Origin of the sequence: Fusobacterium sp. (assembly GCF_029258315.1) — a bacterium.
Lineage (GTDB): Bacteria > Fusobacteriota > Fusobacteriia > Fusobacteriales > Fusobacteriaceae > Fusobacterium_B.
The window spans coordinates 14,061-28,765 of sequence record NZ_JARHZE010000038.1; the positions used below are offsets into that span (position 1 = coordinate 14,061).

Below are 14,705 nucleotides of genomic sequence, written 5' to 3' on the forward strand. Positions count from 1 at the left end.
TCTCCCCCGATACTATAAAGAAATATTCTCTTCTGTTTCTGCATCAAAAATATGTGCTCTTTTTATATTAAAGTAAAACTTTCCAGTTTCTCCATGTTTTACTCCTTCTGATTTTCTAGCTTCTATTCTTGAAGTGAATTCTTGTCCATCTATTGTGAAATAAATAAATTCTTCATTTCCCATATGTTCAACAATACTAATTTCTCCTGTTAAGAAGTTTTCTTCCTCTCCCTCTGGATGTGTTGTTCTGTTTCCTAGATTTTCTGGTCTTATTCCTAAAACAACTTTCTTTCCAACATATCCTTTTACTTTTCCTGCCATTTCTTCAGTTAAAATTACACGTCTTTCATTTCCAAATATAAATACTATTTTTTCACCAGATTTTTCTAATCTTCCATCAACGAAGTTCATAGATGGACTTCCTATAAATCCTGCAACGAATTTATTTGCTGGTTTATGATATAAGTTAAGTGGTGTATCAACTTGCATTATTTTTCCATAGTTTAAAACACAAATTCTATCTCCCATTGTCATAGCTTCTACTTGGTCGTGTGTTACATATATCATTGTAGCAGTTTGTCCCTCTGCCTTTAATTGCTTATGAAGTTGTGTTATTTTTACCCTCATTGATACTCTTAATTTTGCATCTAGGTTTGATAAAGGCTCGTCAAATAAAAATACATCTGGTTTTCTAACTATTGCTCTTCCTACTGCAACCCTTTGTCTTTGTCCTCCTGACATCTCTTTTGGTTTTCTATCTAATAAAGCTGTTATTTCTAATTTTTCAGCTGCTTCTTTAACCCTTCTATCAATTTCATCTTTTGGAGTTTTTGCCATTTTTAAACCGAAAGCCATGTTGTCATAAACTGTCATATGTGGATATAATGCATAGTTTTGGAAAACCATTGCTATTCCTCTATCTTTTGGTGGAAGATCGTTTACAAGTTTATCTCCTATCCAAATCTCTCCCCCTGTAATTTCCTCAAGTCCAGCAACCATTCTAAGTGTTGTTGATTTGGCACAACCTGATGGCCCTACAAAAACCATAAATTCTCCATCTTTAATATGTAAATCTATTCCATGAACTGCTTTAAACCCATTTGGATATGTTTTTTCTACTTTCTTTAAAATTACCTCTGCCATTTTATTTTTTTACTAAAAAATATATATTTTTTAGTAACCTCCTTCCTATTTATTAGATGTTTTACTGAATGAGATTACTGTTAACCAATAATCTCATTCATTTTTTATTTATTAATTATTCATAAATCTGTCATAAGCTTTTTGATTTATTTCTAATGCTTCTTTTAATCCAATGCTATTTAATCTATTTATAAACTCATCATATGTTGCATCAAAATCAGCAGATCCTAGAATCCATTTTTGACACATTTCTTTAACTGTCATATCAATTTGAGATTTTATTTTTTGCATTTTTCTATTTTCTTGAGTTGTATATTTTAACACTGGCATTCCTTCTACAACAAATCCTTCTTTTGTGTACCATTCCATCCACTCAATTGATTGTGGATTTGCCCAAGCTTTTTCATACTCGAAATCTTGTGCTGCTCCTATTCTAAATTGTACCCCTTTATCTCTTAAGACTTGTAAAGGTGTTTTATTTTCTGGAGAATTCATAACTTTTTCTGTAAAATATTTCTTACCATTTTCATCTCTTTTGAAAGTGTCACCTTCAACTCCCCAGTTAGATAATACATACCCTTTTTCTGAGAACCAATAATCAAAGTATTTAATAAGTTCCACTGGATTTTTTGCTGATGCAGATATTCCCCATCCTCCTAAGTGAGTTGGTCTTGAGTCTGGAGCAAAACGTTGTCCTTTATATAAAGGTGGAGCTATTGCTACAAATTCAAAATCTTTAACTTTTTCTTTTAATTTTTTATCTAAGTTATATGATTGAGTACTTGCAAACCAGTCAAAAGTAACTCCTCCAATATTATTTCTTAACATATAATCTCTTGCTTGGAATCCTCTTGTAAATATCTCTTGGTCTATTAGTCCTTCTTTATACCATTTTATTACTTCCTTCATAGCTTCTTTGAAACGAGGTTGAGCTGGTCCAAATTTTACTTGATCTCCATCTACATAGAATCCAATCTCTGCACCGAAAAGTCCAATTAATTCTTTTTCAGCAAATTCTACTGATCTTTCAAAATAAGGGATCTCATCTTTTATTCCATTTCCATTTGGATCTTGTTCTTTAAAAGCTTTTAAAGTTTTATAGAAATCTTCCATTGTGTTAGGAACAGGAAGATTTAATTTATTTAACCAGTCTTTTCTTATAAATACTCCTTGAGCTGATTTCATTGCATACCAGTCATAATAGTCTGGAATAAAATATATATTTCCATCAGTTGCTACTGCATCTTTTTTATATCTTGGATATTTTTCAAAGAATGCTTTTATATTTGGAGCATGTTTATCAATTAAATCATTAAGTGGTATCATTCCTCCTTGCATTCCTAAATCCTCTAACTTTTCTGGATAAGCTAAAGAAATAATATCTGGTAAATTTCCTGATGCTACTGCTAAGTTAAATGCTTGTATCTCTTCTGTTAAGTTTTTTGAACTAGCACTTACCAATTTAATGTTAGTATCCTTAAACGCCTCCTTGAATACTTCCATATTTTCATCAAATACCTTACCATTTTGAATAGCTAGAATAGAAACTTCTCTTGGCTTCTTAGTTATTTTGTACTCTCCATCTGCTGCATTTAAAACAGTTGCCAATGTCAAAGCTCCCAATGCTGTTAAAATTATTTTTTTCTTTTCCATAAAACTCCCTCCTTAATATTTACATCTCTATCCAGTCTTTTTTATCTATTAAAAAGTTTTTTAAAGCTTTCTTTAATTTTAGTTTTATCTCTTGATAATTTTCATCATCTGCTAAATTATTTTCTTCTAGTTGATCATTTACAAGATCAAAAAGTTCTTCTCCATTTTCATTATCCCAAACATACTTAAAATTTTCTCCGACCACACATCTACGAAGATCTCCAACAGAAACTTGATTTCCAGAGTATTGAGAGTAAACATATTTATCTTCCATTCTATCTTCTATTATTTTATCTTTTAAACTCTCTCCATCAAATTCATATCCCTTTGAATCAATTCCTAAAAAATCTAATATTGTTGGTACAACATCTAAATGACTTACATTTGTTTTTATTTTTTTACTTTTTATATTAGGTATTTTCATTATTAAAGGTACTTTTATTGCTTGTTCATACATTTCCATTTTTTGGAACATTTTATGTTGACCTAAATGATCTCCATGATCTGCTGTAAAAACTATCATTGTATCATCATACACATTTTTTTCTTTTAATAATTTTACCACTTTTCCTACTATACTGTCAGCATAATTAGTCATTCCTAAATATGCTTTCCATACATTTTTCCAATGTTCAATATCATGATCTTCAGCTAATTGTGCTGCTATTCCTTTTCTTCTACTTGTTGGTTCATTTTTTGTAGGAATATTTATATTTTTTGGTAAAGTTGGATTTTCAAATTTATTTATATATTCTTCCAATACTTTTAAAGGTGGATGTGGACACCATAGATTCAAGAAAACTGCTGTTGGTTCTTCAAAATTTTCTTTCTCTAAATATTCAAACATTTTATTTGTATAAAATTGATCTCTATATAAATCTTTATCATACTTAAATACAGTTACGTTTGTTCCTGTATAATTTCTTCTTTCGTATATATCTCCGTGTCTCTCTACTACGCTAACTCTATCTTCTGGAGTTCCAAAAAGAGGCATATCATTTTCTTTACATATTACTTCATAATCATCATCTGTTATAAAGTTTTCAAATTTAACTCTCTCTCCTAATGAAGGCTTTAAAGTTATATGTTGCATTCCAAAATGACTTACTTTATATCCTGATTCAGCTAAAAACTCATGAATTGTCTTTAATGATTCAGTTTCCTTTGGAGCATTTTTTAAATCATTTATGACAACTTTAGTTTTTGTTGGAAATATTCCAGTGGCAAGACTTGTTCTTGCAGGAACACATAAAGGACAAGCATCATAAGTATTTTCAAATTCAAGTCCCTCTTCTGATAAAAGATTTAAATTTGGTGTAACTTCTTTATTACTTTGAATCATATGAATAGTATCACTTCTTTGATGATCTGTAGTAATAAATATAATATTTTTTTTCATCAATATCCCTCCTAGATTCATCTAGTCATTTGTTCTTTTTCTATCCTTTTGAACTATTTAATTATCTTTTATGCTGAAATTATACAAATTTAATTCAAAATTGTAAATCTTTATTATTCAGTATAGAATATTGTATATCTTATTTTCATTTTATTTTTATTTTAATTTTTTTTAAAAACAATTGATTTTTCTATCTTTTCTTTATTTCATTTCATATTTTTGTTCTTACTTTTATATCATTTTTTTCTATTTTAATATATTTAATTTTTAATTAGAACATAGTTTTATTTTTAAATTCTTTAAAAACTTTATACATTAAAAAAATTCATATTAACATTTTTCTACCTATGAAATATTTATTTCATTATTTCATTTTCTTTTTTAATTTATTATATTCTATAATATTATAAAAATAAAAGTTCTAATAAAGTTAATTCTATTTGATTTTAGTTAAAAAATGGTATATAATGTATATATAGATATATTCTTTAATAAGGAGAGTGATATTATGTTAATATTTATTTTTATCGTTATTAGTTTAATATTGATTCCTACTGTTATTATTCCATGCCTCAAAGATTATTTAGATTATATGGACGAAATTTCCTTAAAGAAGAATTTTGATGAAAAGTTTAAACATAATTTCTAAAAATGTTAGTCCTAGCAAATGCTGGGACTTTTTTTATTTGATTTTTTTCTATATCATAGTATAATAATAGTAACTTAATTTATTTGGGAGGTTTCTAATGATTTTTATCACTCTTACTGGTTTAATAATTTTAATAATTTTCTTTTTTATTGTTACATACAATAAGCTAATAAAAGAAAAATTATATGTAAAAGAAAGTTTTTCAACCATTGATACATATTTAAAAAAAAGGTATGATCTTATTCCTAATCTAGTATCCACTATCAAAGGGTATAAAGAATATGAATCACAAACTCTTGAGAAAATTGTTTCTGCAAGAAATGGATATATGGGCTCAACTTCTCCTGAGGATAAAATAAAAAATGAAAATAATTTTTCAGAAATCTTTACAAGAATATTTGCTTTACAAGAATCTTATCCTGATTTAAAAGCAAACGAGAATTTTTTAACTCTTCAAAATCAATTAAATAAAATAGAGGAAGATATTTTACAAGCTAGAAAATATTATAATGGTTGTGTTAGAAACTATAATATTTCTTGTGAAACCTTTCCTAATATAATTATTGCTAAAATATTTCATTTTGAAAAATATTCTTTTTTCATTATTGAAGATTTGGAGGAAAAACAAAATGTTAAAATCAATTTTTAGTATTATTTTTTTACTTTATTCACTTACTGCTTTGGGATATCAATACACAATTGAAGAGTATAATTCTAAAATAAATATTAATAAAAATAATATTTATAATGTAGAAGAAAATTTAAAAGTTAATTTTTCTACTCCAAAACGTGGTATTTATAGAATTATTCCAGAAAAATTTAATGGTAGAGATATAAAAGTTTCAGATATTAAAACAAATACTGAAACACATATTAAGAATGAACGTAATTTTACCTATATCCGTCTAGGTGAAAGCGATAAATATATAACTGGAATAAAAAATTATCTTATTTCTTTTAAACATAACTTAGGTTGGGATAATGATAATTCTAAAGATGAGGTTTATTATAATATAGTTGGTAATGATTGGGACACTGTTATAAAAAAAGTTAACTTCTCAATAACACTCCCAAAATCTTTTGATACTGATAAAATATATTTTACTTCAGGAAAAAGAGGAGAAATTAAAGATAATGTCGGGATCAAGTATTCGATTAAAGGAAATACTATCTCTGGATATACTACAAAAAGTTTATTCCCAAATGAAAGTTTAACAATTGCTATTCCTTTAGAAGAGGGGTACTTTAACACTGGCTTTAATAAATTATTTTATTTTTTTAAAAATTTTATTTTATTTTTAATTCATCCATTAATAATTGGAATTGTATATCTTATTTATAGAAAAAATAGAGATACTTCTCCTATTATTGATACAGTTGAATTTTATCCACCAGATAATCTTACACCAACAGAGCTAGGATATTATATAGATGGACGAGTTGATGGAAAAGATTTAACAAGTATGATTTTTTATTGGGGAAATAAAGGTTATTTAAATATTGAAGAGTCAGGTTCAGAAGGTTTATTTAAAACTAAAACTTTTGTCATAACAAAATTAAAAGATATTTCAACAGATAAAAGTTTTGAAAAATATCTTTTTGATAGTTTGTTCTCTTATTCAATAAATAATAAAGTAAATATTTCGTCTTTAAAAAATAAATTTTATAAAAATATTGAAAAATGTATCAGTCTTTTTGAAATTGAATTGATAGAAAAAAACAAAACTTTATATTCTGCTAGTAGTCGAAAAACAGCTAAAAAAATTCAACTTTTTATACCATTAACTATGGTTTTAACTTTTTTAGCAATAGGATTTTTAGGGGATAATAGGATCTATGTTACACTTCCCTTATTCATAGGTTGTGTTATATCAGCTCAAGCTATAACATATTTTGCCCAAAAGTCTAAAAAAAGAAGTGAATATGGAAATAAAATTTTAGGAAGATGTTTAGGCTTTAAAAGATTTCTTACAGTTACTGAAAAAGATAAACTTGAAATGTTATTGAAAGAAAATCCTAGTTATTTTTATGATATTTTACCATACACTATTGTTTTAGGAGTTAGTGATCTATGGGCAGATAAATTTAAAGATCTTGTAACTACTCCGCCAACTTGGTACCATTCAAACTCTATGGGAAATAGATTTATTTATTCTAGCTATATTTCTAGTTTAAATCATTCTATCTCAACCTTAAATAATAGTATGACTTCCTCTCCAAAATCCACTTCTAATTTCGGTGGTGGTAGGTCTTCTTCTAGCGGTGGTTCTTCTGGAGGAGGAGCTGGAGGTGGCGGAGGAGGTAGTTGGTAAAATAATTTTTATTGACACAAATTTGCCATAAAAACTTAATATAATTAATTTGTTCATAAAACCTTTCCTTTTAAAATAAAAACACTGAAAGAAACTGTGATGACTCATTGCAGTTTCTTTTTTTTATTTTTTTACAAAAAACATTTAAAAATTAACTATTTTTTTGTATAATAATATATACTTATAATTTTGAGGTGATTATATGGAAAATCAGATTAACGAAAAGATAAGAAATGCAAAAAGAATTGTTTTAAAGGTTGGTACATCTACACTAACTTATTCCAATGGAAATTTAAATTTCTCTTTGATAAATAAGTTAGCTTGGGTTATGTCTGACTTAAAAAATCAAGGGAAAGAAATTATTTTAGTTTCTTCTGGAGCTATTGGAGTGGGATCTAAAAAATTAAATTTTAAAACTAGACCTACTGAAATCAGAGAGAAACAAGCTGCTGCTGCAGTTGGACAAGTTGAACTTATGCATATTTACCAAAACTTTTTAGGTGAATATGGACAAAGAATAGCACAAATTCTTTTAACTAAAGATGATTTTAAAGAGGGAGAAAGAAAAACTAATACTTATAATACTTTAGATACACTATTATCTCTTGGTATAATCCCGATTATAAATGCCAATGATACTATTTCAACTTTTGAAATAGAGTTTAGTGATAACGACAGATTATCTGCAAGTGTTGCATCTTTAATAAAAGCTGATCTTTTAATAATACTTACAGATATAGATGCTCTTTATGATAGCAACCCTAAAACTCATAAAGATGCAAAAAGAATTCCATATGTAAAAGAAGTTACAGATGAAATTTTACAAATGGGTGGAGAAAAAGGTAGTGAGTTTAGTGTAGGTGGTATGGAAACTAAACTTCTTGCTGCTAGAGAATGTTATGAAAACAATGTTATGATGGCAATTTTAGATGGATCTGATCCTAGTTATATAAGTGATTTTATTTTTGGAAAAGATATTGGAACTATTTTTGATTGTAAATAATTGGAGGAATTTATGTATATAGAAACTTTAGGAATTCAAGCAAAAGAGGCTGAAGTTCAAATAGCACAACTTTCTACTAGTGTAAAAAATGAAGTTTTATTAAAATCTGCTGAGGCTCTTATAGAAAATTGTGAAAATATTTTAAAAATAAATGAGGAAGATGTTACAAATGCTAAAAATTCTGGTGTAAAAGATGCTTTTATAGATAGACTTACTCTTACAGAAAAAAGAATAAAGGATATGGCTGATGGACTTAAACAAATAGCATCATTAAATGATCCTGTGGGAGAATTTACTTATGGAAAAACTTTGGCAAATGGACTTATAATACAACAAAAAAGAGTTCCTCTTGGTGTTATAGCTATAATTTTTGAATCTCGTCCAAATGTTACTGCTGACGCTTTTGGACTTTGTTTAAAAAGTGGAAACGCTGTTATCTTAAGAGGTGGAAAAGAGGCTATAAAAACAAATATCGCCATTGTAAATATATTTAAATCTGTTTTAAAAAGTTGTGGTTTAAATGAAAATGCTGTACAAATAGTTGAAAATACTAGCCATGAAATAGCAAATGAACTTATGAAGGCTCATAAATATATAGATGTTTTAATCCCAAGAGGAAGTGCAAGACTTATAAATACAGTTATAAACAATTCAACTGTTCCTTGTATTCAAACTGGTGTTGGAAACTGCCATATTTTTGTAGATGAAAGTGCTAATATTAAGAATGCTATAAATATAATTATCAATGCTAAAACTCAAAGACCTGGAGTTTGTAATGCTGTGGAAACTCTTTTAATTCATAAAAATATAGCTCCTAAAATTCTTCCATCTCTTGGAGAGGAGCTTATCAATCGAAATGTAGAGATAAGAGGAGACGAAACAGTTAGAAAATATATAGAAAAATCTTTAGAAGCCAGTGAAGAGGATTGGGCAACTGAATATGAAGATTATATTGTAGCTATAAAAACAGTTGAAAATTTAGATGAAGTAATAAAACATATTGGAAAATATGGAACTAAACACTCTGAATCTATAATAACTGAAGATTATTCTAATGCTCAAAGATTTTTAAATGAAATTGACGCAGCTGCTGTTTATGTAAATGCCTCAACTAGATTTACTGATGGTGGACAGTTTGGTTTTGGAGCTGAAATAGGAATAAGTACTCAAAAACTTCACGCAAGAGGACCTATGGGACTTAAAGAATTAACTACTACAAAGTATGTTATTATGGGTAATGGACAAGTTAGAAAATAATTTAATTTTTTAATAATAAGGATTGATTTTTGTATTAACCAAATTTCAATCCTTTTATTTTTCAAAGATTTAAATTATAGATTTTATTTTTACTTTTTTTTATGTTATAATAAAAAAAATCATAAAAATATAAGGAGAGATTATGAAAATAGTTGTAACTGGTGGAGCAGGATTTATTGGTGGAAATTTTGTTCACTATATGCTAAAAAAATATAAAGATTATAAAATTATATGTCTTGATAAACTTACCTATGCAGGAAATCTTGAAACTTTAGAGCCTGTTATGGATAATAAAAATTTTAAATTTATAAAAGGAGATATTGCTGACAGAGAATTTATATATAAACTTTTTGAAGAGGAAAAGCCAGAAATAATAGTTAACTTTGCAGCAGAAAGTCATGTAGACAGATCAATAGAAGATCCGGGAATATTTTTACAAACAAATGTAATGGGAACAAATGTTCTTTTGGACGCCTGTCGTAAATATGGAATAAAAAGATATCATCAAGTATCAACAGATGAAGTTTATGGAGATCTGCCTTTAGATAGACCAGATCTATTTTTTACAGAAGAAACTCCTCTTCATACTTCAAGTCCATATTCAGCATCAAAAGCATCAGCTGATCTTTTAGTTCAAGCATATTATAGAACATTTAAACTTCCAATAACTATTTCAAGATGTTCTAATAATTATGGACCTTATCATTTCCCTGAAAAATTAATACCTCTTATGATAGCTAATGCTTTAAATGAAAAGTCTTTACCTGTTTATGGAAAGGGAGAGAATGTAAGAGATTGGCTTTATGTTGAAGACCATTGTAGAGCTATTGATATGATAATTCATAATGGAAAAGTTGGAGAGGTTTACAATATAGGTGGACACAATGAAAGAACAAATCTTGAAGTTGTAAAAACTATAATAAGAGAGCTTGGAAAATCTGAAGACTTAATAAAATATGTAACAGATAGACCGGGACACGATATGCGTTATGCTATTGATCCAACAAAAATTAAAAATGAATTAGGTTGGGAGCCTTTAACTTTATTTGATGAAGGAATTAAAAAAACAATAAAATGGTATTTAGATAATAAAGAGTGGTGGACAAATATTATTAACGGGGAATATCAAAACTATTATAAAAAAATGTATGAGAATAAATAATTTTTAGAGGGATTTTCCCTCTATTTTCTTAAGGAGGAATTTATGATATTAATTACTGGAGCTAATGGACAACTTGGTTATGACTTCCAAAGACTTTTTAAAAAAGAAAATATAGAATTTATAGCCACTGATGTAAATGATTTAGATATTACCAATATAGATGAAATTAGAAATTTTGTAAAAAATAAAAATATAGATCTTATTATCAATTGTGCTGCTTATAATAATGTTGATAAAGCTGAAGATGAAGTTTTACTCTGTGAAAAATTAAATACTTTTGCCCCTAGAGATCTTTCTCTTATTGCAAAGGAAATTAATGCTGATTTTGTTACTTATTCAACAGACTTTGTTTTTGATGGAGAAAAAACTTCTCCGTACACAGAAGAGGATGCCCCTAATCCATTATCAATTTATGGAAAAACAAAATTAGAGGGAGAAAAACAAGTATTATCTAACTATGATAGATCTTTTGTTATAAGAACTTCTTGGGTTTTTGGGGTTGCTAATAATAATTTTAATAAACAAGTCATCAGTTGGAGCAAAGGAAAAAATGAACTTTCTATTGTTGACGATCAAGTTTCTTCTCCAACATACTCAAAAGACTTAGCTTTTTATTCTTGGGAACTTATAAAAACAAAAAAATATGGTTTATACCATCTTTCTAATAGTGGAGAAGGTTCTAAATATGATCAAGCAAAATATGTTTTAGAAAAAACTAATTGGAATGGAAAATTAAATCCAGCAAAAACAAAAGATTTTAATTTAAAAGCTAAAAGAGCTCACTACACTAAGCTAAATAGTGAAAAATTAGAAAAAATTATTGGTAAAAAAATTCCTAACTGGCAAAATGGAATTGATAGATTTTTATTAGAAATTTAATATTTTTATAAAAATATGTTCTTTTTTATATTTTACTTGCTTTTTTTCTAAAAATGTTGTATTATATATGTATGGGAAATTTTAAAAGTTTCTCCAGAATAATTGATTCAAAATCAATTTTTCGTTATACTCATCCTATTTATTTTGTGTTATACAAGGAAAGAACATCTTTACCCAGAGATGTTCTTTTCTTATTATAGGAAAAATTTTGATATTACAAAAATAATAGAATTTAAAAATATTTTAAGTTATATAAATTTTTATAAAAAAGAAACTATCTAAAATGTATTTCTTTTATTAATTTTTATTTTTTATATTATATAGTTTAAATTTATATTAAAATTAAAAACTGTTACCCTAAAATTATAAGGTAACAGTTTCTTTTTTATTTTTCTATTGTAAATATATTTTTTAATCTTGAATATAAAAGACTTACAAATCTAGTTTGCTTATTCATCATCAAAGGAATTATTATTCTTTTCTTTTCAGAAGTTACAACCTCTAGCACTGGTTGAACCTTACCTTTTCCACCAATAACCTCTTCCTTTAAAACACAAGATACCACATCTTTGAAATTAAAATTTAAATCTTTACTGATCAAAGCATCTTTATCAAAATCTAAAGTTACTCTATAACTAAAATAAACTTTTAGATGTCTTAAAGCTATCATTAAAAATATAGTTCCTAAGATAGCATCCTTTAAATTTTTTTGTGAGAAAAATGCAATCATTTCTACAACTCCCATTACAAATATTGGTAGTCCAGTTCCTAGCCAAAAGATTTTTTTCTTTAATTCCAAAGAAAAACTTTCTTTTCCTTTTAATTCTAAATCATTTTTTATATTTTTTATAAATTCCTCATAAAATAACATATTTTACCTCTATTAGAATACTAAATCATTTAAGTGAGAATCTTTAAATTCTAAGTTATGAACAGAGTTTATATATCTAACTGTTTTACTTGATCCTCTAACTAAAAGAGTTTGAGTTCTAGCTATATTTCCTTTTCTCTTAACACCTTCTAATAAATCTCCAGAAGTTATTCCAGTAGCTGAGAATATAATCTCATCTGTACTTACTAAATCTTCTAATAGTAATTTTTTACCAACTTCTACTCCAACCTCTTTACATCTTCTTGCTTCATCCTCAGAGATTTTATCATTTTTGTCGTCAGATCCTTTTACATCACTTCTTAAAATAAGTCTTCCTTGCATATCCCCACCTAAAATTCTAATAACTGCTGCAGAGATTACACCTTCAGGAGCTCCTCCTATTCCATACATCATATCTACATCAGAATCTACTATTGAAGTAAGAATAGACGCTGCTACGTCTCCATCTGAAAAGGCATACATTTTTACACCTAATTCTTTTATTCTTTCAATTACTTTTTTGTGTCTAGGCTTGTCTAAAATAGCTATCATAATATCTTTTAAATCTTTATTTAAAGCTTTTGCTACAGCTCTTATATTATCCTCTAAAGATTTATCTAAATCAATCACACCTTTTGCTTCTGGACCAACAACTAATTTTTCCATATACATATCTGGTGCTTGTAAAAGAGTTCCTTTTTCTGCGGCAGCTAAAACAGCTATTGCATTTGGTTGTCCCTGAGCTGTCATTCTAGTTCCCTCTATTGGGTCAACAGCTATATCAACCTTTGATAACTCCTCTTCTGTAAATGGCTCTATCTCTTTTTCATTATATTTTAATCCTAATTTTTCTCCAATATATAACATTGGAGCTTCATCTATTTCTCCCTCTCCGATAACTATTTCTCCATCTATTTTCATTCTATTTAAAACATTTCTCATTGCTTCAACTGCTGCATTGTCAGCTAAGTTTTTATCTCCTCTTCCAACCCATCTCTGTGCTGCTAATGCTGCTGCTTCTGTTACTCTGGCAAAATCTAATGCTATTTCTTTTTTCATTTTTCCTCCTGAATTTTTTAATATATTAATTTTTATTATTTAACTAAAACTTTATATATTTTTTCTCCTGGTTTTACCATTTTTAATTTTTCTCTAACTATTTTTTCTTTATAGAAATCATCTTTCAGATGTTCAGTAGCTATTTTATATCTTACAATTTCATCTTTTAATGATTGCTTTTTTAATTTTATAGAGTTTAACTCTCCATTTAACTTATCTATTTTTAATAAACTTGTATATATTTTTGGAATTTCTCTAGTCATATAAGCTAGTGAAATTATCATTAAAACTACCATCATCATTCTTTTAAATTCCATAAAATTTCACCAAACTTATCTTTTTAATTTTTTTTCTGTTTCTCTTTTTATAAGTTGTAATTTTTTAGAAATTATTCTTCTTGCAACTGGGGATATTTTTTCTATAAATAAAGTCCCGTCTAAATGATCATATTCGTGTTGAAAAGCCTTAGCCAAGAAATCTTCAACCTCTTCTTCTACTACTTCGCCATCTATATTAGTATATTTAACTTTTATTTTGGCAGCTCTTTTTACCTTTTTATATATCCCTGGTACACTTAGGCAACCTTCATCACTTTCTATTGTTTCTTCTGACATCTCTAAAATTTCAGGGTTTATTATTTTTCTGATTACTCCATCTCCTATATCAATAACAAACATTCTTTTATTGATCCCTATTTGAGGGGCTGCAAGTCCAACTCCTGTTGACTTATGCATAGTTTCAACCATATCATCTAATAAAACTTTTATTTCCTCTGTTATCTCATTAACATTTTCACTTTTTTCGCTTAAACATGAATCTCCATAAGTTCTTATTTCGTATAACATTTTTTACCTTCCTTATTCCCTTTATATTAATTTTAAATTTTAAATTAAATTTATTGGATCTACATCAATCACAATCCTACAACCTTTTGAATCAAACTTTTCCAAAGTTTCCAAAAGTTCTTTTTTAAAATAATTTATCTTATCCTTTTTTCCCTTTATAAAAATATTTTTTCTATATCTGTCTTTAACCTTATAAACTAAACTTTTATTAGGAGCAAAAATATTTACATACTCTCTTTTTATAAGTTTAAAAAATTCAGCTGTAACCCTTTCAAGTAATTTCTCATCAGTATGAGAAAATCCAATATTTATAGTTTTTGAAAATGGTGGATACTCTAAGATCTCTCTCATTTCAATCTCCTTATTATAAAAGGCTTCATAATCACTATTTTTTATATTTTCCATAACATAATTTTCTGGTTGATAGGTTTGGATTATAACCTTTCCTTTTTTATCCCCTCTTCCAGCCCTTC

Annotated in this window: 13 protein-coding genes and 1 pseudogene; 6 read left to right on the plus strand and 8 right to left on the minus strand. The window is 27.2% G+C overall.

Annotated features, from left to right (window positions below; translation table 11 throughout):
- Positions 1 to 12: 12 nt before the first annotated feature.
- The 3 genes from Q1J48_RS02835 to Q1J48_RS02845 all read right to left on the minus strand — a co-directional run bounded on the left by Q1J48_RS02835 (position 13) and on the right by Q1J48_RS02845 (position 4,195).
- Complete coding sequence (locus Q1J48_RS02835; protein ID WP_300361063.1) at positions 13 to 1,143, minus strand: ABC transporter ATP-binding protein; 1,131 nt, start codon at positions 1,141 to 1,143, stop codon at positions 13 to 15.
- Positions 1,144 to 1,254: 111 nt separating this feature from the next.
- Positions 1,255 to 2,796 carry a type 2 periplasmic-binding domain-containing protein gene (locus tag Q1J48_RS02840; RefSeq protein ID WP_300331201.1) on the minus strand — a complete coding sequence of 514 codons (1,542 nt, stop codon included), beginning with the start codon at positions 2,794 to 2,796 and terminating at the stop codon, positions 1,255 to 1,257.
- Positions 2,797 to 2,815: 19 nt separating this feature from the next.
- Positions 2,816 to 4,195, minus strand: coding sequence for a sulfatase-like hydrolase/transferase (locus Q1J48_RS02845; RefSeq protein ID WP_300361066.1), 1,380 nt, complete (start codon positions 4,193 to 4,195; stop codon positions 2,816 to 2,818).
- Positions 4,196 to 4,941: 746 nt separating this feature from the next.
- Between Q1J48_RS02845 and Q1J48_RS02850 the strand changes: the two genes are divergently transcribed.
- From Q1J48_RS02850 to rfbD, 6 genes are all read left to right on the plus strand, one after another.
- Positions 4,942 to 5,493: a LemA family protein gene (locus Q1J48_RS02850; protein ID WP_300361070.1), complete on the plus strand. Its 552-nt coding sequence runs from the start codon at positions 4,942 to 4,944 to the stop codon at positions 5,491 to 5,493.
- Positions 5,474 to 7,156: a DUF2207 domain-containing protein gene (locus Q1J48_RS02855; RefSeq protein ID WP_300361073.1), complete on the plus strand. Its 1,683-nt coding sequence runs from the start codon at positions 5,474 to 5,476 to the stop codon at positions 7,154 to 7,156. The genes Q1J48_RS02850 and Q1J48_RS02855 overlap by 20 nt, the downstream gene beginning before the upstream one ends.
- A gap of 202 nt (positions 7,157 to 7,358) precedes the next feature.
- Positions 7,359 to 8,159 (plus strand): glutamate 5-kinase, encoded by an 801-nt coding sequence (gene proB, locus Q1J48_RS02860; RefSeq protein ID WP_300361076.1) that lies wholly within the window; start codon positions 7,359 to 7,361, stop codon positions 8,157 to 8,159.
- A 12-nt stretch (positions 8,160 to 8,171) separates the two neighbouring features.
- Positions 8,172 to 9,416 carry a glutamate-5-semialdehyde dehydrogenase gene (locus Q1J48_RS02865; protein ID WP_300361078.1) on the plus strand — a complete coding sequence of 415 codons (1,245 nt, stop codon included), beginning with the start codon at positions 8,172 to 8,174 and terminating at the stop codon, positions 9,414 to 9,416.
- 139 nt (positions 9,417 to 9,555) lie between these two features.
- Entirely contained in the window at positions 9,556 to 10,578 is a 1,023-nt protein-coding gene (rfbB, locus tag Q1J48_RS02870) for a dTDP-glucose 4,6-dehydratase (protein WP_300361084.1), read from the plus strand.
- A 42-nt stretch (positions 10,579 to 10,620) separates the two neighbouring features.
- The gene (gene rfbD / locus Q1J48_RS02875) at positions 10,621 to 11,457 is read left to right on the plus strand and encodes a dTDP-4-dehydrorhamnose reductase (RefSeq protein WP_300361080.1); all 837 of its coding nucleotides are present in this window, start codon (positions 10,621 to 10,623) and stop codon (positions 11,455 to 11,457) included.
- Positions 11,458 to 11,842: 385 nt separating this feature from the next.
- On the opposite strand, the gene Q1J48_RS02880 is transcribed toward rfbD, so the two are convergent.
- From Q1J48_RS02880 to Q1J48_RS02900, 5 genes and pseudogenes are all read right to left on the minus strand, one after another.
- Positions 11,843 to 12,328 carry a hypothetical protein gene (locus Q1J48_RS02880; protein WP_300361082.1) on the minus strand — a complete coding sequence of 162 codons (486 nt, stop codon included), beginning with the start codon at positions 12,326 to 12,328 and terminating at the stop codon, positions 11,843 to 11,845.
- A gap of 12 nt (positions 12,329 to 12,340) precedes the next feature.
- Entirely contained in the window at positions 12,341 to 13,387 is a 1,047-nt protein-coding gene (gene glpX / locus Q1J48_RS02885; RefSeq protein WP_300331178.1) for a class II fructose-bisphosphatase, read from the minus strand.
- 35 nt (positions 13,388 to 13,422) lie between these two features.
- Positions 13,423 to 13,704, minus strand: coding sequence for an FtsB family cell division protein (locus Q1J48_RS02890; protein WP_300331175.1), 282 nt, complete (start codon positions 13,702 to 13,704; stop codon positions 13,423 to 13,425).
- A 15-nt stretch (positions 13,705 to 13,719) separates the two neighbouring features.
- On the minus strand, positions 13,720 to 14,232 hold the full coding sequence (def, locus tag Q1J48_RS02895; protein WP_300331172.1) for a peptide deformylase: 513 nt from the start codon (positions 14,230 to 14,232) through the stop codon (positions 13,720 to 13,722).
- Between the two features lie 39 nt (positions 14,233 to 14,271).
- A pseudogene (locus Q1J48_RS02900) lies at positions 14,272 to 14,705 on the minus strand (replication restart helicase PriA); the annotation flags it as partial.